The following is a 21,083-nucleotide window of genomic DNA, read 5'->3' as shown; positions in this document are numbered from 1 at the left end:
CCCGGCGAACGCGCATATACCCATGAAGCCGGGTCGGGCGTCCCCTATGCTGGTCCTTGTGCCGAGGAAGGCTGCCGATGCCCAGGTGCTGGCCTTGGTCCAGACGTACGGCGAGGTGTCCGTGGAGGAGCTCGCCCGCCTTCTTCGGCTTCACCAGGCCACGGTGCGGCGTTCCTTGGCCCGCCTTCAGGCCAAGGGCTTGGTGGAGCGCCGCCGGGGAGGCGCGCGGCTCTTCGCCGCGGTGAACTACGTGGGGGAGATGGCCCGGCACATGGAGGAGGTTCCAGAGGCCAAGAAGCGCATCGCTCACAAGGCCCTCGCCCTGGTGAAGGAGGGTTACCGCATCGGCATCTCGGGGGGGTCCACCTGTACCCTCTTTGCCCGCACCCTCCGCTTCCGCTCCGTGGAGGTGTACACCAACGCCGTAAACATCGCCGTGGAGCTTTACTCGTACCCCAAGACCCGGGTCCACGTCCTGGAGGGGGATTTGAACGCCTACTCCTACGAGCTGGTGGGCCCGAGGGCCCTGGAGAGCGCTCGCCGCGTCCCGGAGCTGGACGCCCTTTTTGTGGGGGCCAGCGCCGTCAACGAGGAGGGGTTTTTCATGCGGGACACCCCGGAGGCTCAGGTGGCCCGGGCGCTGGCGGAGCGGGCCAAGGCCGTGTACGTGCTGGCGGAGTCTCGCAAATGGGGAAAGGTGGCGGCGGGGTTTTTCGCCCCTCTGGAGGGCGTGACGGCCTGGATCAGGGAGGTAGACCATGGGGATGTTGGAGGAGATCTTGGGTAGTCCGGCGGGTTGGCAGCAGGCCCTGAGGCTGGCAGAGGAGAAAGCCCTTCCCCAGGAAGACACCCTCTTCTTGGGCTCGGGCTCCAGCTACTTCCTCGCCCAAGCCGCAGCCCATCTCGCCCGCTCCGGAGGGCGGAAGGCCTTGGCCCTGCCCTCGGCCGAGGCCATGCTCTACCCCGAGGCCGCGGGGGGGTTCCCCTTGGTGGTGGGCATCTCCCGCTCGGGTCAGACCACCGAGCTCCTTCAGGCCGTGAGGGCTTTGGGGCGCCAGGCCTGGCTCATCACCACCCGGGAGGCCGGGGGCGATCTCTTCGCCCAAAAGGTGGTCCTCTCCGAGGCCCAGGAGGAGGCCATTGTCCAGACCCGCTCCTTTTCCAGCGCCTTCGTGTACCTGGCCTATGCCCTCACGGGAAGCGAGGCCTTGCGCTCCTTGCCCCACCGTTTCGCCACCCACGGGGCCGAGGACTTTCCCCGGGGGAAGCGGTACTTCCTGCTGGGGTCCGGGGTGGCCTGGGCGGTGGCCCAGGAGGCCGTCCTCAAGCTGAAGGAGACCGCGTTGGTCTGGGCGGAAGCCTTCCAAAGCCTGGAGTTCCGCCACGGTCCCAAGAGCCTTCTGGACGAGGAGAGCGTGGTTTTCCTCTTGGAGAGCCATCCCCTCGAGGCCCCCCTGGCGGAGGAGGCGGGGTCCTTGGGGGCCCAGGTGGTGCGCCTTCCGGGGGAGCTTGGGGAACTCCCTTTGAGCCTCGCGCGGCTCCAGCTCTTCGCTTACCGCCTGGCCCTGGAGCGGGGTCTGGACCCCAACCGGCCCCGCCACCTGACCTACGCCGTGCGGCTATGATCCAGAGCCTCACCCCTTGCCCTTGTCTGGACCGCATTCTCCGGCTCTCCCAGAGGCTTCGGCCGGGGAGGCTTCACCGGGTCCAGGAGGTGGAGGAGCTCGCCGGGGGCAAGGGGCTCAACCTGGCACGGGCGGTGGTGCGCCTGGGCGGGGAGGCGGAGGCGGTGGCCTTCCTGGGCGGGCACGTGGGGGCCCGGGTGCGTGAGTTGGCGGCGGAGGAGGGGCTTCCCCTCGTGGCCCTGGAGGCGGAGCGTACCCGCGCCTGCCAGATCCTCTCCGATCCCTCGGCCACCACCGAGGTTTACGAGCCCTGCCCTCCCGCGGGGAGGGGGCTTCTGGACCAGGTGGCCCCGGTGGTCAGGCCGGAGGCCCTTCGCGTCCTTTCCGGGAGCCTGCCCCCGGGCCTCCCTCCGGAGGAGCTTCTTGCGGTGTTCCGTCCCCACGCCGTGGACTCCCTGCAGGCCTTCGCCCCCGCCTTGGCCCTGGGCGTTTCCCTCATCAAGCCCAACCGGGCGGAACTCCGGAGCCTGGTGCCCGGGCGCCCCCTCGAGGCCAGCCGCCGCCTCTTCCGGCGCTACGGGGTGGCCCTCTTGGTCTCCCTGGGGGAGGAAGGCCTCCTGTACGTGGGAAAGGAGGGGAGCTACCGGGCCTTTGCCCCTAGGAGGCCGGGCAATCCCGTGGCCTCGGGGGACACCCTGCTTGGGGCTTTCCTCCTCGCCCGGGAGCGGGGGGAGGGCCTGGTGGGGGCCCTGCGCTTCGCCGTGGCCGCCGCCGCGGCCAACGTGGGGAGAGGGGGCGGGCGGGTCAGTCCCGAGGAGGTGGCCCGGCTCCTGCCCCAGGTGGAGGTGGAGGAGGCATGATCTTCTTGGGCGTGGACGGAGGCGGGACCAAGACCAAGGCGGTGGCGGTGGACCCGGAGGGGCGGGTGGTGCGGGAGGTCTCCCTGGGCTCCAGCTACCTTCCCGCCCTGGGCCGGGAAGGCTTTGAGAGGGTCCTCCAAGAACTCCTGGAAGCCCTGCCTCAGCCTCCCCGGGCGGCGGTGCTGGGGCTTGGGGGGTACGGGGAGGTGGCCCGGTGGGACGAGGCCTACAGGGAGGCGGTGGCTTCCCGCCTTCCTGGGCCCTTCCGTCTCCTTAACGATGTGGAGCTGGCTTGGCACGCGGCCTTCGGCGGGGAGGAGGGCGTCTTGGTGGTGGCCGGAACGGGTTCCATGGCCTACGGCCGGGGGCCCTTGGGGGTGGGGCGCGCAGGGGGCTACGGCCCCCTCTTCGGGGACGAAGGGAGCGCCTACTGGATCGCGGTGCAGGCGCTGAACCGGGCGAGCCGGGCCGAGGACGGCCGGGCGGGGCCCACCGCCCTCCAGGGGCTTCCGCGGGTCTATGGGAAGGAGAACCTTCTGGAACTCCTCGCCTTTTTGGAGGAGGAGCCCGGTGGGCTTCGGGCGCGCTTGGCCGCCCTGGCCGAGGAGGTGGACCGCCTGGCCCAGGGGGGGGACCAGGGGGCCCGCGAGGTGCTGGAGAGGGCCGCGGGGGAGCTCTTCCTCCTGGCCAAGTCCCTGGCCCTAAGGCTGGGCACCCGGCGGGTGGCCTACTGGGGAAGCGTCTTCCGGAGCCCAGTGGTGAAGGGGGTCTTTTCCGCCCTGGTCCTCCGGGAGGGCTTGGAAGTGGTAGAAGGTGAGCGGGACCCCGCCCTGTACGCCGCCCTTTGGGCGCGGGATCTCGCTACCCATGAGGAGGTGAGGCCATGAAAGGGTTTGGGTTGTGGACGGCGGTTTGGCTTCTGGTCTTGGCGGCCGGCCTGGCCCTGGGCCAGCGGGCCTACGTGGGCAACGCCGGGAACAGCACGGTGGTCCTCCTGGACCTTCAGGGCCCCCGGGTGGTGGGGGCCTGGCCGGGCTTCCAGCAGCCGTGGAGCGTGGCCTATGGGGACGGGAAGGTCTACGTGGCCGAGTACGTGGGGCGGCCGGACGCCCCCAAGCCCGCGGGCCGGGTGGTGGAACTGAACCGGGAGGGGAAGGCGCTCCGGACCCTCAAAGGGGCCCACTACCCCATGGGGGTCGCCTTCCTCCAGGGGAAGGTCTACGTGGCCTCCAGCGCCGTGGACTGGTCGGGGCAGCCCCGTGGGGAGCCGGAGGTGCTGGTGTACGCCCCGGAGGGGGAGGAGCCCCTCGCCCGCAAGGCCTTCCCCCATGGCCAGTTCGGCTACCCCCAGACCCTCCTCGCCGCCAAGGAGGCCCTGTTGGCGGCCACCACCTGGGGCTACGTGGTCTTCCTGGACCCCTCCACCTTGGAGCTGAGGAGGGCCTTTGCCCTGCCCGGGGTGCTCAACCCCATAAGGGGCCTGGCCCTGGACGGCAAGGGAAACCTCTACCTTACGGGCAGCAAGGACGGGGACGGGAGGCTGGTGCGCCTTCCCCTGGACGCCGTCCTTCCCGTGCCCGAGCCCCAGAACCTGGACCGCTTCGCCGAGGTGGTGGCCAAGGGACTTCCCGACCCCTGGGGCGTGGCCCTCGTGAAAGGGGCCCTCTACTTGGTCACCAGCACCGACCCCAGCGGCCAGGGCCCCGGGGGCCTCTACCGCCTGGAGGCGGAGGGGCCCAGGCGCCTTCTGGACCTGCCCACCCGCTACACCCTGGGACTGGCCGTTGAGGAAGGACCATGAGGTGGATTTTCCTCGCCTGGCTCTCCTTGCTCCTGGGCTTGGGAGGTTGCGCTGCCCAGAAGGGCGCGGGGGGTTCCCCGCCCCCTAAGGATGCGGGCCAGACCGTGCCCCTCTACGCCTCCCGGCCCGGTGGGGTCTACAAGGACGGGGTCCTCCTTCCCCTCTACGGGGTCAACTGGTTCGGCCTGGAGACCTGTGACCGGGCGCCGCACGGCCTCTGGTCCGGGCGGAGCGTGGCCGACTTCCTGGCCCAGCTCAAGGGCTTTGGCTTCAACGCCCTCCGCCTCCCTGTGGCCCCCGAGGTCCTCCGCGACCAGGGGACCGTGGCCTCCTGGGCCCAGGGGGGGGACCCCGCCTACCCCGCCTCGCCCCTCGCGGGCCTCCGCTACGTGCTGGAAAAGGCCCGGGGGCTCGGGTTTCACGTCCTCCTGGACTTCCACACCTTCCGGTGCGATCTCATCGGGGGGAGGCTTCCCGGGAGGCCCTTTGACCCCTCCCAGGGGTACACCAAGGACGACTGGCTCGCCGATCTGCGGCGGCTTGCGGGCCTTTCCCTGGAGTTCCCCAACGTCTTTGGGATTGACCTGGCCAACGAGCCCTATGGCCTCACCTGGACAGAGTGGAAGGCCTTGGCCCAGGAGGGGGCCCGGGCGGTGCTTGGGGTGAACCCCAGGGTGCTGGTGGCGGTGGAGGGCGTGGGGAACCTCTCCCCTAACGGGGGGTACAACGCCTTCTGGGGGGAGAACCTGGCGGAGGCCCGGGACGACCTGGGGCTGGGGGACCGCCTCCTCTACCTGCCCCACGTCTACGGCCCCTCGGTGTACGACCAGCCTTACTTCTCGGACCCCGACTTCCCAGACAACATGCCCGCGGTCTGGGACGCCCACTTTGGCCACCTCTCGGGGCGGCTTCTCCCTTGGGGGATAGGGGAGTTCGGGGGCAGGTACACCGGCCAGGACCGGGTCTGGCAGGAGGCCTTCGTGGACTACCTGCGGGCCAAGGGGGTGCGGGTGTGGTTCTACTGGGCCCTGAACCCCAACTCGGGGGACACGGGGGGGCTTCTTGAGGAGGACTGGAAGACTCCCGTTTGGGACAAGATCCGCCTCCTGGAGAGGCTCATGGCCCCGGGGGGGGCCCTGGCCTTTGACTTCCTCCCCGCCACCTTCGAGGTGCCAAACCCCGAGCGGGGCTTCGCCGAGGACAGCTACTACCCCGACGAACCCTCCCTGGACGCCCCCGCCCTGGTGGCGGAAGCCAGGCGGAAGGGCTACGAGGTGCGGGTGATCCGCCGCACCTACTACCTTCACGCCTTCGCCGGTCTGGACGCCCTGCCCCAGGGCTTCCTAGACCAGCTCGCTTCGGACCTGCAAAGCGCCAAGAGCGCCGGGGTGAAGCTCGTCCTCCGCTTCGCCTACCGGCCCGACGAGAACGCCCCCGGGGGGCCCACCTACTGCGACCCCCCCAAGGAGCGCATCCTGGCCCACCTGCGCCAGCTGGGAGGGGTCCTGCGGGCCCACCTGGGGGCCATCGCCTACCTGGAGGCGGGCCTCATCGGGCCGTGGGGGGAGTGGCACTCGGCGAGTCCCGAAACCGCCCTCATGGACCCCCTGCCCGGCTACAGCGAGGGGAGCCAGCCCCCCTGTGGCCAGCGAAACTACGATCGCAAGCTCCCTAACCCGGATACCCTGGAGATCGTCCAGGCCCTTCTGGAGGAGGTGCCGGGCAAGCTGGTGGCGGTGCGGTATCCCATGGCCAAGGCCAAGCTCCTGGAGCTGGAGGCCGGGGGGCCCAGGGGCACCTACCCCTCCTCCGCCTCCTTCGCACCCCTCGCCCCGGGGGAGGCCCACGGGCCCACCTTGAAGGCCCGCCTGGGGGGGCACAACGACTGCATGCTCTCCTCCCCCAACGACTACGGCACCTTCTACTACGATGCGGGGCCCCAGCAGGACCTGGAGAAGGACTTCTGGAGCCGGGACGCCCTCTACACGGTCATGGGCGGGGAGACCTGCACCCCCGCCCCCTACGTCCCCCCAGGGGAGGACCCGGCCGCCTACGTCTACCGCTACTTCCAGCGCTACCGGGTGAGCGTGCTGAACCTGGCCTACCATCCGGACTTCATGGCCTGGCTGGGCCGCACCCCCTACGGTGGGGGCACCCTCCTGGAAGTCCTCAAGGCCAGGCTGGGTTACCGGCTCCACCTGCGCCGGGCGGAGATCTCCCGGGCGGTCCTTTCCCCCTCGGACACCCTCACCCTGCGCCTCTACCTGGCCAACGAGGGGTTCGGCTCCCTCTACAACCCCAAGGCCTTGGCCCTGGTCTTCCTGCGGGAAGGGGACGGTCTCCTGGTGCGGCGGAGCCTCGAGCCCCGCTTCTTCGGCCCCCCCGCGGGGGAGGAGGCCTCCTACACCTACACCGTGTCCCCTCCCTCCGAGCCGGGCACCTACTCCCTCTGGCTGGAGATAGCCGATCCGGAAAACCCCGGGGACCCCCGGTATAACGTCCAGCTGGCTACCCGCACCGAGTACCGGGACGGCCGCAACGCCCTGAACCTTTACCTGGAGGTGCGCTGATGCGAGGATGGCTCCTTGGCTTGGCCCTCCTCTTGGGCCTGGGGCTGGCCCAGGGGTTGGTCCTGGAGGACGACCTGGTGCAGGCCTTTGAGCTCTCCCCGGGGGAGGAGGTCTCCCTGGTCCTCACCCTGCGCAACGAGGGGGACGAGCCCCTTAGGGTGCGGGCGGAGGTGGCGGACTACCGGGAGGACCGGGGCTTCCTCCCCCCGGGGACCCTGCCCCAGAGCCTGGCCCAGGGCGTGGTCCTGGCGGCCCCCGAGGCGAGCCTTCCCCCCCGCGGGAGGGCCTCCTTCCGCCTCACCCTCCGGGCGCCCGAGGGCCTCCAGGGCACCCGCTACGCCTACCTCCTCCTGACCCCCGAGAAGGCGGCCGGGGGACAGGGGGGCTCCGGGGTGGGCCTCCAGCTTGTCCAGCGGTACGCCGTGCTCCTCATGGTGAGCCACGGGGGGGAGGCCCGGGTGAGCTTCCAGAAGGGCTGGGTGGAGGAGGGAAGGTTTTTCCTCCTGGGGGAGAACGCCGGGAATCGCTACTACCGCCCCTGGGTGCGTTACCAGGTGGTGGGCACGGGGGGAGTGGTGGCGGAAGGAGGGCTCGGCACGTACACCTTCCTCCCGGGCAACCCCAAGACCCTGGTGGTTCCCCTGCCCAAACTGGCCCCGGGAAGCTACCAGCTCCTGGTCTTTCTGGACGACGGGGTGAAGGCCTATGCGGCTCGCTCTCGCCTGGACCTTCGCTAGCCTGGCCCTGGCCGCCCCCCTGGTGCCCTTGGAGGGGGGGCCCGGGGAGGCGGTGACCCTGGTCTTTTCGGGGGAAGGGGAGGTGGTCCTGCCGGAGGGATTCCACCTCCTCCTCTCCCCCTCCTCCTTGGACGGGGTCACGGTGCTGGCGGTGCAGGTGCCCAACCTGCCCCCCGGGGAGTACCCCTTGCGCTTCGGGGAGAGGGTCTACCCCTTCCGCATCCGCCCCCAGGCCCGGGCCCTCCTGAGGCCCCTCTCCCATCCCCGCCTGGCCCTGGGGGAGGTGGGGGAGGCCCGGGTGCGGGTGGTGAACCTGGGCAACGTTCCCCTCAGGCTCCCCCCCAAGGCGGTGGGGGTGAACGTGGAGGTCCTGTCTTGGGAGCCCGTGGGGGAACTGCCCCCGGGGCAGGAGGCCCTCCTCTCCCTGCGCCTCCGGGGCCAGGGGAGGGACGGGAGGGTGGTCCTGAGCCTGGCCGGGGCCACGGAGGAGGTGAGGGTGGAAGCGGCCCCGGCTCCCCCTGGGCCCTTTGAGGGCTGGGCCACCCTGCCTTCCCGCCTCCTCTGGGATAGCCGGGGAGGGGTGAGCCTCGAGGGCCGGGGAGCGCTCCTGGAACCCCAGGGGCGCGCCCTGGGCACCGTGGCCTACCGCGCCTCCCTGGGCGGGGCCTATCTGGCCTACGATAACCCGGTTTACGGCTTCGGCCTTTCCCTGGGGCCCGCGGGCGCCTCTTTCAGCCTCCGCTACCTTCCCCTGGAGGGCCTCACCGCCTCTTTGGGGGCGGACACCGGGGGGAGGGGCCAGGTGAGCCTCGCCTACGCCACGCCATCCCTGCGCCTCTCCGGGAGGCTTGGCTACCCCTGGGCCTACGGCCTGGAGGGGAGCTACCTCCAGGGGGTGGGAGGGGGAAGCCTCGCCCTCTCGGGTGGGGTGGCTTCCGAGGGCTGGTGGACCGAGGCCCGCTACGGCCTTTGGGGCTGGAACCTCCTCGCCGCTTACGGCCAGCCCAGGGGCGGCCTCCTGCAGGCAGTGGGCGCCCTGGGGGGAGGGTACAACCTGGGCCTGGGGGTGTCCTGGGCCCGGGAACCCTCCCTGCTCTTCCTCCTGGGCCTCCCCTTCCTGGGCACCGTGGAGGTGAGGGGGGAGTGGGGCCTCGCAAGCCAGGCCTTCCGGGCCACCCTTTTCCACGTCCTCCGCGACCCGGAAAGCGGCCTGGACGAAGGGCTCTCCTGGGACGGCGCCGCCTGGGCCTACTACCTGCGGGCCTACACCCACCTCCTCACGGAGCTGGGCAGGTCCCGGGTGGAGGGCCGCCTCTCCCTGAACCCCCAGTCCCTCTCCCTGGAGGCCCGGGCGGACCTCCACCCCTTCTCCCTGGCGGCCTCCTTGGGGTTCGCCGGGGGAGGGCTTAGGGAGGCCCGCCTGTCCGGGAGCCTGGCCTTTGACCTGCCCCTCTACCCCCTGGCCTGGCCGGAGCTCCGGGTGGACCTGGACGGGGAACCCAGGGCCTTGGTGGTGGAAGGGGAGGGCAGGCGCTACCTCGTGGTCCCGGGGGAGGGGGGCGGGGGTGTGCTGCGCCTTCCCCAGGGGCGGTACCGCCTTCTGGCCCCGGAGGGCTACGGCTTTGCCCAGGGGGAGGGGCTCCTTTCGGAGCTCCGGGTGGACCTGGGGCCGGAGGGGCGGAGGCTGGCCCTCCGGCTGGTCCCGGCGGTGCGCCTCGGGCTCGCCCTCTCCCCGTGTTCCCTGGAGGCCAGGCCGGGGTACGTGCGGGGGGTTCCCGGGGTGGACCTGGAGGCCTCCCTCGGGCGCTTCGCCGTGCGCCTGGAGGGGCCGGTCTCCGCCCGGCTGGTCCCCGGGGGGTGGGCCCTCCTCTCCCCGGGGGAGTACCGCCTGCGCCTGGAAGGGCCGTGGGCCCAGGCGGCCTACCTGGCGGACCGCCAGGGGAGGCCCGTGGAAGCCCTCCGGGTGCGGGAGGGCGGCCTTCTGGACCTTTGCCTGGCCTTTCCCGAGCGGCCCGTGGAAGAGCAGGAGGTTCGGTGATGGGAAGGAGCTGGATGGCGTTCCTCTTGGCCCTCCAGGGCCTGGCCCTGGCCCAGGCCCTGGAGATCGTGCCCCTTTCGGGGGAGACCCGCATGGCGTCCCTGGAGGAGGTGCGGCGGGGAGAGGGCCTCTGGTCCTTCACCGCCCAGCTGGTCTACGACACCCTGGGCCGGTCCGGCACCCACCGGGTCCTGGTGGAGCTGGTCCCCGCCGGGCCTTCGGGGGCCAGCCTGGCCGCCTACCTCACCCCGGGGATCCCCCAGGTCCTGCAGGGCTCCGGCCCCGGGACCCTGGGGGTGAGCGGCCGGACCCGGTGGTCCCCGGGCTTCCAGACCCTCCTCCAGGGGGTGGGGTCCGTGCGGGCCAGTCTCCCCCTTACCCTGGAGCTGGAGGCCAGGGCCTCCGGGCCTCTCCCCCCCGGCTACTACTTCCTCCAGGTGACGGCGGTGATCCTCTCCCAGTGAAGTGCGCTTTACGCCCCCTTTCGCGCGATGGGGGGGTTGCGCCCCTTGCGGGAAAGGGGTTAGGTTAGCCCTGGGGAAAAACCCCAAATAGGAGGTGCTTATGCGGAAAAGGCTTCTTCGGCTCCTGGCCCTGGTGGGCGTGGCCCTGGGCCTGGCCCTGGCCGACGCCACGGACAGCAAGACCTTCACGGTGACGGTGTCGGGTACGGAGAGCGTGCAGATTGACACCGGCACGGCTCCCCTCACCGTGGACTACAGCAACACCACCTACTGCTCCTCCGCTGACCGCTTCTGCGCCTGGTACCCCACCGTCATCTACTCCACCAACTACGCCACCAACCGCAAGCTGGTGGCCAGCGCCACCACCACCAGCCCCATCCTCTCTGTGGTGCTGGAGAAACAGGAGTCGTACCCAAACCCCTTCACTCCGCCGGATTGGGGTTCCGGTACTACCCCCGGCACCTGGGCCTTCACCGGGAGCGCCCTGACCCTGGGCACCACCGACCAGGACGTGGTGGTGGGCATCCAGAACGGCAAGTACGCCATCGCTCCGAAACTGAAGCTGGTCTTCAGCTCCTCGCCCGCCGTGGGAACCTACTCGGCCACCGTGACCTTCACCATCATGGCCCAGTAACCCCCTCGGGCCCGGGGCGGCCCACAGGCCGCCCCGTTTTTGCGCGTTTTACCCCTTTTCGCGCTCACTAGCCCCCGCTCCCCCTCCCTGGGAGGGTAGGCTAGGGCTAGCCATGCACGGCAGGACCCCCTCTGGCCTCCTCCTCGCCCTCCCCTCCACCCTGGTGGTGGCGGTCTTCGCCCTGGTCCCGGTGGGGGCCAGCCTCTTCCTCTCCCTCACCTCCTGGACCGGTCTGTCCACGCCGGAGTGGGTGGGGCTAGCCAACTACGCCGCCCTCCTCCAGGACGAGCGCTTCCACCGCTACCTCCGCCAGACCCTCACCTACGCCCTCCTGGCTGTTCCCCTGGGGGTCACCCTGCCCTTGGCCATCGCCCTGGCCCTCCACAACCTCAAGGGCTTCTGGGCCTCCTTCTTCCGCGTGGTCTTCTACCTTCCCCTGGTCACCGGGGTGGTGGCCACCGCCCTCTTGGTCCAGGCCCTCGTGGGCCTCTTCCCTTTCAACCCCTTGAACCGGCCGGAGACCGTGCTCCCCACCCTGGCCGTCTTCAGCACCTGGCAGGGGATGGGGAGCGCCATCCTCTTCTACCTGGCGGCCCTCTCCCGGCTCCCCCGGGAGCTCTACGAGGCGGCGGCGGTGGATGGGGCCGGGCCCTGGGCCAGCTTTCTCCACATCACCCTGCCCGGCGTCCTCCCCATCGTGGGGCTGGTGACGGTGCTCTCCCTCATGGCCAGCGTGCAGCTCTTTGAGGCGGTCCTCTTTATGACCCGGGGCGGGCCGGGGGACGCCTCCACCACCCTGGCCTACTACATCTACACCACCGCCTTCCGCTACTTCCGCATGGGCTACGCCACGGCCATGGCCTGGGTGCTGGCCCTGGGGCTCTTCTTCCTGGTCCTAATCCAGAGGCGCCTGGAGAGGAGGCTGGTGGATGCGGAAGCGTGAGCGTCTTCAGCAGGTGGGGCTCGCCCTCCTCCTCGGCCTCTTGAGCCTGGGGGTCCTCTACCCCTTTTTGTGGATGGTTCTCACGGGCTTCAAGACCCCCGAGGAGGCCTACCAGTGGCCCCCCTCCCTCTGGCCCCAGGGCTGGACCCTGGACAACTACAAGAGCCTCTTCTCCGCCGTCCCCTTGGGGCGGGCCCTCTGGAACAGCCTCTGGACCTCGGCGCTTTTGGCCACCAGCAACCTGGTCCTGGCCTCCTTGGCGGCTTACGCCCTCTCCAGGCTCAGCTTCCGGGGGCGGGAGTGGCTCTTCCAGGCGCACATCCTCTCCATGCTCCTCCCCTGGCAGATCACCCTCATCCCCACCTTCCTCCTGGTGCGGGCCATGGGGCTCGTGGACACCTTCGCGGGGTACATCCTTCCGAGCCTCACCAGCGGCTACGCCGTCTACGTTTTGGTCCAGTATCTGAAGACGTTTCCCAGGAGCCTCGAGAAGAGCGTGCTGGTGGACGGGGGCACCCCCCTCACCGCCCTGGTCCGCGTGGTCCTGCCCCTGTCCCGGGGGGCCCTGGTGGTCTTGTGGATCCTCCTCTTTCTCGCCCACTGGCAGGCCTTCATCTGGCCCAGCGTGGTTCTCTCCTCCCCGGAGCGCATGGTGCTTCCCGTGGCCCTCCTGGCGGTGCAGAACCACTACGCCGTGCACATCCCCCTCCTGATGGCGGGCACCACCCTCATGGCCCTGCCCCCCGTGTTGGTCTACCTGTTCTTCCAGAAGCGCCTGCAAAACCCGGAGATCTTCTCCGGGTTTAAGGGATAGGAGGTGAAGGATGAGGAAGTGGTTGGGAGTCCTGTGGTTGGCGGGCCTGGCCATGGCCCAGGTGGACCCCGCCCACGTGGCCCAGGCCGCCAGGCGCACCATCCAGATCGGGGGAGACCTGGCCCAGTGGGATGGCCTTCCCCGCTATGAGGTCATCCTTTCCAACACCTTTCCGGCCAAGCCCGTGGGCAGCAAGGGCTACTTCAGCGTGGCGTGGGACGACCAGAACCTGTATTTACTGGGGATCTTCCAGCAAAGGTCCGATACCCTGCGGGCCCAAAACCCCGCCGACCACCCGGAGTGGTGGACGGACGACACCATGGAGGTCTTCCTGAAGCCCAACCTGAAGGCGGCCGAGTACCTGCACCTGGCCGCCAACCCCAGGGGCACGCGCTTCAAGGCCTACACCTTCACCACGGAGTACCGCACCGCAAGCCGGATAGGGCCCGACGCCTGGGTGCTGGAGTGGGCCATCCCCTTCGCCTCCTTGAAGGTCTCTCCTCCCTCCGTGGGGGCCTTCTGGGGCCTGAAGGTGGGGCGGGAGCACCAGGCCGCCTCCGAGTACCCCCTCTGGCCCATGGGCGGCGACTACCACTCCCCGAGCAACTTCGGCTATCTGGTTTTCGTGGACCGACCGGGAGACCCCGCTTCCTGGGCGGAAAGGATCGCCGCCGCCTTGGGCCAGGAGCCTCCCATAGAAAGCCGCCTGGAGGGGATTGTCACGTACGCCGTTTACTACGGCAAAGACCCCGCCGAGGCGGAGAAGCTGGTCAACTTTGACCTGGCTATCGTGCAGCCTACCCTCCCCGACGCCCTCCTTAACCTCCTCAAGAAGGCCGGGGTCAAGGTGGTGGCCTATCTCTCCATCGGGGAGGCCGAGCCGGGGCACCAGGTGCCCAAGGAGTGGATCCTTGGGCAGAACCCCAACTGGGGCAGCTACTTTGTGGACGCCCGGCAACCCGGGTGGCAGGAGTGGGTCTTGGGAAGGGCCAAGGAGTACCTGGACCGGGGGTTTGACGGCCTCTTCTTGGACACCCTGGATACGGCGGACGTCTTCCCCGAGGTGGGCCCAGGCCTGGTGGCCTTGGTGAAGAGGCTCCGCCAGGAGTTCCCGAAGGCCATCCTGATTCAAAATCGCGGCTTCCGCCTCCTCCCTGAGACGGCCCAGGCCTTGGACGCGGTGATGTACGAGAACTTCTCCAGCATGTACGACTTCAAGTCGGGGCGCTACGTGGCCGTGGAGGGGGACCCTTCCCCGGTCCTCCCCTTCGCCAAACGCGGCCTCGTGGTTCTGGCCATGGACTACGCCCTCCCGGAGGAGCAGGACCTGCTGGTCCGCGACTACCAGCGGGCCAGGGAGTTCGGGTTCGTTCCCTACGTTTCCGTGATCCTCTTGGACCGGGTTTTCCTGCACAACCCTTGAAGGAGGTGGGTCATGCGGAGGATGTTGGGTCTTTTGGTGGGCTTGGCGCTGGCTTTGGCCCAGGTGCAGTACGCCACCTGGGACGGGACGCGGCAGAAGGCGGACGAACGGCTCCTCAAGGCCTTCACCGAGGCCACGGGTATACCCGTGAGCTACAACCTGGTACCCTGGGGCACCTACTGGCAAAAGGCCTCGGCCATGGTGGCGGGCGGCGCCACCTTTGACGTCATGTGGATGAACCTGGACAACTTCCCCTTCTACGCTTCCCAGCGCGCCCTCGCCCCCATCCCCCTCTCCCAGGAGGCCCAGGGGGTCCTTCCCAAGGGCGCCCTTGGCCTCTACACGGTTAGGGGTGAGGTCCTGGGGGTTCCCTTGGGGCCCCAGGTGGTCACCGTGTACATCAACCGCAAGCTCTTCCAGGAGCGGGGCGTGCCCCTTCCCAAGGAGGGCTGGACCTTTGAGGAGCTCCGGGAGGCGGCCAAACGCCTCACCTTCACCCGTCCCGACGGGAAGAAGGTCTGGGGCATCAACGCCATGGACCTGCAGATAGACAGCGAGTACGGCATGGCCTTCTACTACTCCAACGGGGGAACGGGCCTCATCCGGAAGGTGGGGGACCGCTACGAGGCCAATCTGGACCAGGCCTTCCGCGACACGGCCCAGAAGCTCCTGGATCTCATCTACGTGGACAAGGTTTCTCCCGGTCCCCAGGACAGCACCCTTCAGGGTTACCAGCTCTTCCAGGCGGGGCAGATGGGCATCTACGTGCTGGGTTCGTGGATGACCGAGGTCTGGAAGGGAACCCCCGGCCTGGACTGGGCCTTCGCCCCCCTGCCCGCCATGCGGCCTGGTCTTAAACCCAAGGGGGTCTACAGCGTGCACGCCCTGGTGATCCCGGCCTCGAGCCGGAACAAGGAAGGGGCCGCCAAGCTCGTGGAGTGGTACACCACCAGCGTCCAGGCCAACCGCATGCTGGCCGGGGCGGGACTCCTGCCCACCCTGGCCGATAGGTACAGGAGCACCTACCTCCAGGCCTTGCCCGGGAAAAACGCCGAGGTGGTCTTCCGCCAGCTTCCCGACATGGTGGTGCGCCACGCCGACGTGCGCAACCTCAACAACCTCCCCGAGGTGCTGGATGCCCTCAGCAGCGCCATGAACCTGGCGTGGACGGGCAATCTCCCCCTGGACAGGGCTATAGAGAAGGCCCGGAACGACATGAACGCCCTTCTCAGGAGTAGCAAGCCTCTATGGTAAGGCTCGTGGTGGTGGGCGCCGGGAGCCGGGGTTTCGCCTTGGCGGCCTACGCCCGCCACCACCCGGAGCGGGCCCGGGTGGTGGCGGTGGCGGAACCGCGGGAGGCCTACCGGGAGGCTTTTCGGCGGGAGTTTGGGGTGCCCCGGGAACGTGCCTTTTCGGACTGGCGGGGTCTTTTGGAGCTTCCACTTCTGGGGGAGGCGGCCATTGTGGCCCTGCCGGACCGCTTACACGCGGAAGCGGCCACGGCCCTTTTGCGGAAGGGCTACCACCTTCTTTTGGAGAAGCCCATCGCCTCCACCTGGGAGGAGGTGGAGGGGGTGGCCCAGGCGGCCAGGGCCACGGGGCGGATGGTGGCGGTGGCCCACGTGCTGCGCTACACTCCCTATGCCCGGAGGCTCAAGGCCCTGCTGGGGGAGGGGGTCATCGGGGAGGTGGTTTCGGTGCAGCACCTGGAGCCCGTGGGGCACTGGCACTACGCCCACTCCTTTGTGCGGGGCAACTGGCGAAGGGAGGCGGAGTCCAGTCCTTTTCTTTTGGCGAAGAGCGTGCACGATCTGGACTGGCTCCTTTTCCTGCTTCCTGGGAAGGTGAGGCGGGTGAGTTCTTTTGGGGGGCTTTACCACTTTCGTCCCGAGAACCGTCCCCCGGGGTCTTCGGAGCGGTGCCTTTCCTGCCCTGGGGAGGTGGAGAGGGGCTGTCCTTTTTCTGCCCGGAGGATCTACCTGGAGGCCTACGAGCGGGGGGAGAGGGGGTGGCCCTTGGACGTGGTGGCCTTTCCCCTCACCTGGGAGAACCTGGTGCGGGCTTTGGAGGAGGGCCCCTACGGGGAGTGCGTCTACCTGGGGAGGAACGACGTGGTGGACCACCAGGTGGTGGTTTTGGAGTACGGGGACGGGCGGACGGCGAGCCTCCATGTGGAGGCGCTTTCCCGGATGCGGTTTCGGGAGACGCGGCTTTTTGGGACGGAGGGGGAGCTTTACGGGGACGGGCGGCGCATCCGGGTGTTCCACTTTCTGCGTGGGGAGTGGACGGTGGACCTGGAGACGGAGGTGGAGGCTTCGGTGCGGACGGGGCACGCGGGGGGTGACATGGGGCTTGTGGAGGCCTTTGTGCGGGCGGTGGAAGGGGGGGATCCTTCCCTGATTGCGCCCTTGGAGGAGGCGGTGGAGGCCCACCGCCTGGTCTTCTTGGCCGAGAGGGCCCGCAAGGAGGGGCGGGTGGTGGAGGCGGAGGGGTGATACCACCCCATGCCGGCTCGGGCCAGCGTGGAGGCCCCTAGGCAGGCTTCCCCGGGCAAGGAAACAGGGAGAGAGGGTGTGAAGGGGATAAAGCTGGCTTTGGTGGGGGCGGGGAGCGCCGTGTTCGCCCGCACCCTCATGGTGGACCTCCTCCTTTCCCGCCTGGAGGGGGTGGTCCTGAGGCTGGTGGACCCTGATCCCCAGCGCCTCGAGCCCACGGTCCGCCTCGGAAAGCACCTTCTAGATAGATTCCCGGAGAAGGGCTTCTCCCTGGAGGTGCTTCCCCTGCGGGAGGCCCTGGATGGGGCCCATGTAGCGGTGCTGGTGGCGGATGTGGGAGGGGAGGAGGCCATTCGGAAGGACTACGAGATTCCCCTCCGCCACGGGGTGGACCAGACCATCGGCGACACCCTGGGGCCGGGGGGGCTCATGAAGTTCCTTCGCCTCCACGCCCTCATGGAGGAGGTGGCGGAGGCCTTCCAGGGGGATCTCCTCCTCAACTACATGAACCCCCTGAGTCCCGTCACCGCCTACTTCCTGCGGAGGGGGCTTCCCGCCCTGGGCCTTTGCCACTCGGTGCCGGAGACAGCCAAGACCTTGGCCGCTTATCTCCAGGTGCCCGCCGAGGAATTGGCCTACCGGGCCTTGGGGGTGAACCACCTTTCTTTCTTCGTCCAGCTGGCCCACAAGGGGCAGGACCTCTACCCCCGCCTCCGCGCTTTGGCGGAGGACCCCCTCTACTGGGAACGCGACCCCGTGCGCTTTGAGATCCTCAGGGTCTTTGGCCTCTTCCCCTCGGAGTCCAGCGGACACGTTTCCGAGTACGTGCCCTACTTTCGCAAGGCTCCCTCCGTCCTCGCCCGGTACGCCCGTCCTGGGTACGGGGGGGAGAGCGGCTTCTACGCCAAACACCACTCCCGGTGGGTGCGGGAGGCCAAGGAGCAGGTAGAGGCCTGGCTGGAGGGCCAGGGCGGCCTGGAGCGAAGCCAGGAGTACGCCAGCCGCATCCTGGAGGCTTATTACCTGGGCTTGGAGGGGGAGGCGTACGCCACCCTGGACAACCAGGGGACGGTTCCCCAACTCCTGCCCTTCGCCGTGGAGGTGCCGGTGAGGGTAAAGCTGGGGAGGGTGCTGCCCCAGGGGGGCTCCCTTCCCCCCGGGCCCGCAGCCTTGGCCCGGAGGGTCCAGGAGGTTCAGGCCCTCTGGGTGGAAGGGCTTGTGCGGAAAGACCGGGACCTCCTCCTCCAGGGGCTTGCCCTGGACCCCCTCACGGGGGCGGTGCTGGACCTTAGGGGCATAGAGGACCTCTTCGCCGAGTTGCTGAGGGCGCACGCCGCCCTGATGCCCCCTTTCCTTCGGCCTTAGCCCCTTCTCGGGGGCGGCCCGGGGCCGTTTAAGGAGCGTGTAAGCCCCCCGGCCCATCATGGAGGTAGGGCGTGGGGCAGAGGCTCTGTCCTTCCCCCGGGCCCCTCGGGTAGGTGGGAGGCGGTATGAAGGCGGCTTGGGTCCGCGCCCTAGGGGAGGTGCTCCATGAGGAAGGCGGCAGGAGTGGTTGGCTGGCTGGTCTGGGTTGCCCTGGCGCAGTTCGGTCCCGTGCCGGGACCCCAGGGGCAGGGGTCGTTGCAGAGCCAGATGTACCAGAACCCGGCCCTGGGGATGCGCTTTCCCGTCCCCACGGGGTTTCAGAGGATGCAGGAGATGCCCTATGAGGGGGGGATGGTGGCCGTCTTCCTGCACCCCATGGGGGCCGAGCTCTACGCCGCCTCCCGGCCCTTTGAGGGGGACCTGCAGGCCTTCCACCAGCAGAACCTCCAGCGCCTGGCCCAGGTGGACGCGCAGCTTAGGGCCCAGGGCGCGCAGGTTTCCCACCTTACCAAGAAGGCCAACCCCTGCGTCCGCTACACCTTGAAGGAGGTGCGGTGATGGCCCGCCTTTTCCTCCTGGCCCTCCTCCTGGTCCCGGCCCTCGCCCAGGGGGTGCGCACCCGGATCACGCCCGAGGAGATGGAGGCCCTCCTCAAGGCCGGCTCCTACCGCTACGAGCGGGTGGAGGAGAAAGGGGAGGTCTACTTCCGCCTGCGGCTTGCGGGTCTTAGGGCGCTTCTCTTCCTCCTGGACTGCCGGGAGGGAGGCTGCCAGAGCCTTCAGCTCTACGCGGGGTTTTCCACGGACAACCCCCCCAGCCTGGAGCGGGTGAACGAGTGGAACGGGAAGAAGCGCTTCTCCCGAGCCTACCTGGACGAGGAGGGGGACCCGGTTTTGGAGGCCGACCTGAACCTGGCGGGCGGGGTGGCGGACGGGGCCATAAGGGTTTTCCTGGACCTTTTTGAGGAGAGTCTCCGGGCCTTTGCGGCCTGGATCGGGTGGGAGTAGGAGGCGCCGTGGAAGAGGTGGCCTTTCCGGCGTGGGCGCGCTGGCGGCTTTGGTGGGCCCTCCTCCTTGGGGCTTTCCTCCTGGCCTTCGGGCTTTGGGCGCGGGAGCTTGTGAGCCTCCTCCTGGGGGCTCTTCTCCTCGGGGCCTTCGCCGTGCACTTCCGCCGCACGGGGTACGCCGTGGCCCTGGAGCCCGAGGGGCTTCGTTACGAGGGCAGGTTTTATCCCCGGGGGGCCTTGAAGGGCGTGAGGCTTGACCCCCTCTTGGGGCGGCTCTGGCTGGATTTCGGCGGGGAAAGGCTTCCCCTTCCCCTGGGGCTTCCCGGCTGGGATGGGGTCCTGGCCCACCTGGGGGTGGACTGGCGGGAGGTGGAAGGCCTCGAGGGCTACCTCCTGCTCAACCGGGGCCGGGTCTGGTTCCTGGGGGGTCTTTACCCACCCCGGGAGGCCGAGGGGGTGCACGCCTGGGCCCTGGGGGTCTACCGGCGGCACTTCCGGCGGATCTACGGGGCCCTGGCCCTGGCGGGGGTGGGGCTCCTCCTCTTCTCCCTCGCCGAGGGCCTGGGAACCGCCCTCTTGGCCCTGGGATTTGGCCTTGCCCTCTGGTGGCTTTTGTCTTTCCCCTACGACATGGTGCGCCTGCGGGGGGGTGGGGGGCGGTACAACCCCCTGGACCCCGAGTTCCGGAGGCTTTGGGAGGAGGGAAGGGGATGAGGAAGCTGGCCTTCTTGGCGCTGGTTCTTTTGGGGCTTGGCCCTGCGTGGGCCGAGCGGATGGTGGACCGCCTCCACGGCTTCGCCGTGGACCTGCCCGAGGGGTGGAAGGTGTTCTTCTCCCAGGGGAGCCTCCTCTTTACTGACCTGGAGAGCGTGGTCCTGGTGCGGGGCATGCCTCTCAAAAGCCCCAAGGAGGCGGTCAGGCCCCTCTTGGAGGAGGCGAGGCGCATAGGCGGGGAGCAGGCCACCCTCCACTTCAAGCAGGCCTCGAGGGGCCTCATGCTTCTGGCCCGGGGCCTGGCCTACCCCATGGCCTTCACCCAGGGGGCCATGGGGGAGCTTGCCGTCTTCGCCTTGGAACCCCAGGTCCAAAGGGCCCTCTCCAGCCTTCGCTATGAGGCCACCCACCTACTCCTTCCCGGCCCCAAGAGCCTTCTCACCGTGAGCGCCTACCTGCCCCAGGACCTTCCCGAGGACGAGCGGCGGGAGCTTAGGGGGCTTCTCCGCTCCCTGGAGTTCCTGGACCCCAAAGACCGGGTGCCCTACCGGACCGAGGCCATCCTGGACCCCCTCCTCGGGGTTCCGGCGGCCCATCTGCCCGTGCCCCAGGGGTATACCTTCCGGGGGAGCGTGGTGGCCCAGACCGAGACCCTCCGCCTCCCCGCCTTCCAGCTCACCAAGGGGGGGGTGGTCCTACGCAGGGACGTGCTCTACCTGGAGGCCTTGTCCATCGCCACGCCCTTTGGCGGCAACCCGAGCACCATCCTCCTCTGGAACGGCCAGCCTGGGCAAGTGCCGGGGTACCTCTGCGCCAGGTCTCCCGAGGAGCTTCCTGCCCTCTTCGCCCAGGGGCTTTGGGCCTGGGAGGCGGGGGCCCCCTGGCAGGTTTCCAAGGCCCAGCCCCTCCGCGGCACCAGCCGGGTGGCCCGCTACCTGGAGGGGGTGCACTGGGCCTGGGAGCAGCAGATGGCCCAGTCCATGCTCATGGCCATGGGGCGGCCCGGGGACCAGTTCCAGAGCTGGCGGGAGGTCCTGGGCCTCTGGGCGGCCCAGGGAGGCCTCCGGCGGCAGGCCACGGTGGAGGCCCGGGGGTTTTTCCGCTACGCTCCTTCCTTCGCCGCCTCCTCCGTCCACTGCGCCCTTTACCTGCAGGTGGGTCTGGTGCACGGGCCTTCCGAGGCCCTGGCCCGCGAGACGGGGGTGCTTGCGGGGGTGACCTTGGGCTTCTCCCTGGACCCCCGCTGGGCGGCCCTGGAGGCGGAGCGGAGCCGCCAGGCCAGCGCCGACCTCACCCGGATGGTCCTGGGGATGCTCAAGGAGGGGGAGGAGTTCAACTCCTGGATGAGCCGCTCCTGGACCAACCTCCTTTCCGACCAGACCTACGCCCGCGACCCCGCCACCGGGGAGACCTTCCGCCTCTACAAGGAGTCCTTCAACACGGGAACCTTCTGGCGGGACCCCGTCTTTGGCGGGATCCTGGGCACCGTGGAGCGTGGGGGGAAGCTGGAGGAGCTCCTGGGGCAGGCGGGGTGGCGGAGGCTGGAGGAGTCCTTAAGCGGCCTTCCCGGCACCTGGCGGTGAGGCGGGGGGCC

General features: G+C 69.4%; 20 protein-coding genes. All 20 read left to right on the top strand.

Annotation, left to right across the window (positions count from 1 at the left end):
* The first annotated feature begins 58 nt into the window (after window positions 1-58).
* Complete coding sequence (locus tag ACZ5RK_RS08350; protein WP_464908782.1) at window positions 59-787, top strand: DeoR/GlpR family DNA-binding transcription regulator; 729 nt, start codon at window positions 59-61, stop codon at window positions 785-787.
* Window positions 765-1,625 (top strand): SIS domain-containing protein, encoded by an 861-nt coding sequence (locus ACZ5RK_RS08345; RefSeq protein ID WP_464908781.1) that lies wholly within the window; start codon window positions 765-767, stop codon window positions 1,623-1,625. Before ACZ5RK_RS08350 ends, ACZ5RK_RS08345 begins: the two co-directional genes overlap by 23 nt.
* Window positions 1,622-2,485: a 1-phosphofructokinase family hexose kinase gene (locus ACZ5RK_RS08340; protein ID WP_464908780.1), complete on the top strand. Its 864-nt coding sequence runs from the start codon at window positions 1,622-1,624 to the stop codon at window positions 2,483-2,485. Before ACZ5RK_RS08345 ends, ACZ5RK_RS08340 begins: the two co-directional genes overlap by 4 nt.
* Window positions 2,482-3,372 carry an N-acetylglucosamine kinase gene (locus ACZ5RK_RS08335; RefSeq protein ID WP_464908779.1) on the top strand — a complete coding sequence of 297 codons (891 nt, stop codon included), beginning with the start codon at window positions 2,482-2,484 and terminating at the stop codon, window positions 3,370-3,372. Before ACZ5RK_RS08340 ends, ACZ5RK_RS08335 begins: the two co-directional genes overlap by 4 nt.
* Window positions 3,369-4,286 (top strand): NHL repeat-containing protein, encoded by a 918-nt coding sequence (locus ACZ5RK_RS08330; protein ID WP_464908778.1) that lies wholly within the window; start codon window positions 3,369-3,371, stop codon window positions 4,284-4,286. The genes ACZ5RK_RS08335 and ACZ5RK_RS08330 overlap by 4 nt, the downstream gene beginning before the upstream one ends.
* Entirely contained in the window at window positions 4,283-6,856 is a 2,574-nt protein-coding gene (locus tag ACZ5RK_RS08325) for a DUF4832 domain-containing protein (RefSeq protein ID WP_464908777.1), read from the top strand. Before ACZ5RK_RS08330 ends, ACZ5RK_RS08325 begins: the two co-directional genes overlap by 4 nt.
* Window positions 6,856-7,593 (top strand): fimbrial biogenesis chaperone, encoded by a 738-nt coding sequence (locus ACZ5RK_RS08320; RefSeq protein ID WP_464908776.1) that lies wholly within the window; start codon window positions 6,856-6,858, stop codon window positions 7,591-7,593. Before ACZ5RK_RS08325 ends, ACZ5RK_RS08320 begins: the two co-directional genes overlap by 1 nt.
* A complete protein-coding gene (locus ACZ5RK_RS08315) occupies window positions 7,562-9,631 on the top strand; it encodes a hypothetical protein (RefSeq protein WP_464908775.1) in 2,070 nt (689 codons plus the stop codon). The genes ACZ5RK_RS08320 and ACZ5RK_RS08315 overlap by 32 nt, the downstream gene beginning before the upstream one ends.
* A 14-nt stretch (window positions 9,632-9,645) precedes the next feature.
* Complete coding sequence (locus ACZ5RK_RS08310; RefSeq protein ID WP_464908774.1) at window positions 9,646-10,095, top strand: hypothetical protein; 450 nt, start codon at window positions 9,646-9,648, stop codon at window positions 10,093-10,095.
* Window positions 10,096-10,195: 100 nt separating this feature from the next.
* Window positions 10,196-10,729 (top strand): hypothetical protein, encoded by a 534-nt coding sequence (locus ACZ5RK_RS08305; protein ID WP_464908773.1) that lies wholly within the window; start codon window positions 10,196-10,198, stop codon window positions 10,727-10,729.
* Window positions 10,730-10,841: 112 nt separating this feature from the next.
* Window positions 10,842-11,672 (top strand): carbohydrate ABC transporter permease, encoded by an 831-nt coding sequence (locus tag ACZ5RK_RS08300; RefSeq protein ID WP_464908772.1) that lies wholly within the window; start codon window positions 10,842-10,844, stop codon window positions 11,670-11,672.
* Entirely contained in the window at window positions 11,659-12,486 is an 828-nt protein-coding gene (locus ACZ5RK_RS08295) for a carbohydrate ABC transporter permease (protein ID WP_464908771.1), read from the top strand. The genes ACZ5RK_RS08300 and ACZ5RK_RS08295 overlap by 14 nt, the downstream gene beginning before the upstream one ends.
* A 10-nt stretch (window positions 12,487-12,496) precedes the next feature.
* Entirely contained in the window at window positions 12,497-13,909 is a 1,413-nt protein-coding gene (locus ACZ5RK_RS08290; RefSeq protein ID WP_464908770.1) for an endo alpha-1,4 polygalactosaminidase, read from the top strand.
* 12 nt (window positions 13,910-13,921) lie between these two features.
* Complete coding sequence (locus tag ACZ5RK_RS08285; RefSeq protein WP_464908769.1) at window positions 13,922-15,163, top strand: ABC transporter substrate-binding protein; 1,242 nt, start codon at window positions 13,922-13,924, stop codon at window positions 15,161-15,163.
* Window positions 15,157-16,404 (top strand): Gfo/Idh/MocA family protein, encoded by a 1,248-nt coding sequence (locus ACZ5RK_RS08280; RefSeq protein ID WP_464908768.1) that lies wholly within the window; start codon window positions 15,157-15,159, stop codon window positions 16,402-16,404. The genes ACZ5RK_RS08285 and ACZ5RK_RS08280 overlap by 7 nt, the downstream gene beginning before the upstream one ends.
* A 78-nt stretch (window positions 16,405-16,482) precedes the next feature.
* On the top strand, window positions 16,483-17,769 hold the full coding sequence (locus ACZ5RK_RS08275; RefSeq protein WP_464908767.1) for a family 4 glycosyl hydrolase: 1,287 nt from the start codon (window positions 16,483-16,485) through the stop codon (window positions 17,767-17,769).
* A gap of 165 nt (window positions 17,770-17,934) precedes the next feature.
* A complete protein-coding gene (locus ACZ5RK_RS08270; RefSeq protein ID WP_464908766.1) occupies window positions 17,935-18,327 on the top strand; it encodes a hypothetical protein in 393 nt (130 codons plus the stop codon).
* Window positions 18,327-18,776 carry a YbjN domain-containing protein gene (locus tag ACZ5RK_RS08265; RefSeq protein ID WP_464908765.1) on the top strand — a complete coding sequence of 150 codons (450 nt, stop codon included), beginning with the start codon at window positions 18,327-18,329 and terminating at the stop codon, window positions 18,774-18,776. Before ACZ5RK_RS08270 ends, ACZ5RK_RS08265 begins: the two co-directional genes overlap by 1 nt.
* Before the next feature lie 8 nt (window positions 18,777-18,784).
* Window positions 18,785-19,489 carry a hypothetical protein gene (locus ACZ5RK_RS08260; RefSeq protein WP_464908764.1) on the top strand — a complete coding sequence of 235 codons (705 nt, stop codon included), beginning with the start codon at window positions 18,785-18,787 and terminating at the stop codon, window positions 19,487-19,489.
* Entirely contained in the window at window positions 19,486-21,072 is a 1,587-nt protein-coding gene (locus ACZ5RK_RS08255; protein ID WP_464908763.1) for a hypothetical protein, read from the top strand. Before ACZ5RK_RS08260 ends, ACZ5RK_RS08255 begins: the two co-directional genes overlap by 4 nt.
* Window positions 21,073-21,083: the final 11 nt, after the last annotated feature.

The organism is Thermus kawarayensis JCM 12314, from assembly GCF_055393575.1.
The sequence above is the reverse complement of the archived record's forward strand: the minus strand, read 5'-3'. Positions and strand labels throughout refer to the sequence as shown.

Excerpts from the sequence above, each read along its gene's own strand:
- ACZ5RK_RS08345 (WP_464908781.1), top strand. The coding sequence starts at position 765 with ATGTTGGAGGAGATCTTGGGTAGTCCGGCGGGTTGGCAGCAGGCCCTG.
- ACZ5RK_RS08340 (WP_464908780.1), top strand. The coding sequence starts at position 1,622 with ATGATCCAGAGCCTCACCCCTTGCCCTTGTCTGGACCGCATTCTCCGG.
- ACZ5RK_RS08335 (WP_464908779.1), top strand. The coding sequence starts at position 2,482 with ATGATCTTCTTGGGCGTGGACGGAGGCGGGACCAAGACCAAGGCGGTG.
- ACZ5RK_RS08330 (WP_464908778.1), top strand. The coding sequence starts at position 3,369 with ATGAAAGGGTTTGGGTTGTGGACGGCGGTTTGGCTTCTGGTCTTGGCG.
- ACZ5RK_RS08325 (WP_464908777.1), top strand. The coding sequence starts at position 4,283 with ATGAGGTGGATTTTCCTCGCCTGGCTCTCCTTGCTCCTGGGCTTGGGA.
- ACZ5RK_RS08320 (WP_464908776.1), top strand. The coding sequence starts at position 6,856 with ATGCGAGGATGGCTCCTTGGCTTGGCCCTCCTCTTGGGCCTGGGGCTG.
- ACZ5RK_RS08315 (WP_464908775.1), top strand. The coding sequence starts at position 7,562 with ATGCGGCTCGCTCTCGCCTGGACCTTCGCTAGCCTGGCCCTGGCCGCC.
- ACZ5RK_RS08310 (WP_464908774.1), top strand. The coding sequence starts at position 9,646 with ATGGCGTTCCTCTTGGCCCTCCAGGGCCTGGCCCTGGCCCAGGCCCTG.
- ACZ5RK_RS08305 (WP_464908773.1), top strand. The coding sequence starts at position 10,196 with ATGCGGAAAAGGCTTCTTCGGCTCCTGGCCCTGGTGGGCGTGGCCCTG.
- ACZ5RK_RS08300 (WP_464908772.1), top strand. The coding sequence starts at position 10,842 with ATGCACGGCAGGACCCCCTCTGGCCTCCTCCTCGCCCTCCCCTCCACC.
- ACZ5RK_RS08295 (WP_464908771.1), top strand. The coding sequence starts at position 11,659 with ATGCGGAAGCGTGAGCGTCTTCAGCAGGTGGGGCTCGCCCTCCTCCTC.
- ACZ5RK_RS08290 (WP_464908770.1), top strand. The coding sequence starts at position 12,497 with ATGAGGAAGTGGTTGGGAGTCCTGTGGTTGGCGGGCCTGGCCATGGCC.
- ACZ5RK_RS08285 (WP_464908769.1), top strand. The coding sequence starts at position 13,922 with ATGCGGAGGATGTTGGGTCTTTTGGTGGGCTTGGCGCTGGCTTTGGCC.
- ACZ5RK_RS08280 (WP_464908768.1), top strand. The coding sequence starts at position 15,157 with ATGGTAAGGCTCGTGGTGGTGGGCGCCGGGAGCCGGGGTTTCGCCTTG.
- ACZ5RK_RS08270 (WP_464908766.1), top strand. The coding sequence starts at position 17,935 with ATGAGGAAGGCGGCAGGAGTGGTTGGCTGGCTGGTCTGGGTTGCCCTG.
- ACZ5RK_RS08265 (WP_464908765.1), top strand. The coding sequence starts at position 18,327 with ATGGCCCGCCTTTTCCTCCTGGCCCTCCTCCTGGTCCCGGCCCTCGCC.
- ACZ5RK_RS08255 (WP_464908763.1), top strand. The coding sequence starts at position 19,486 with ATGAGGAAGCTGGCCTTCTTGGCGCTGGTTCTTTTGGGGCTTGGCCCT.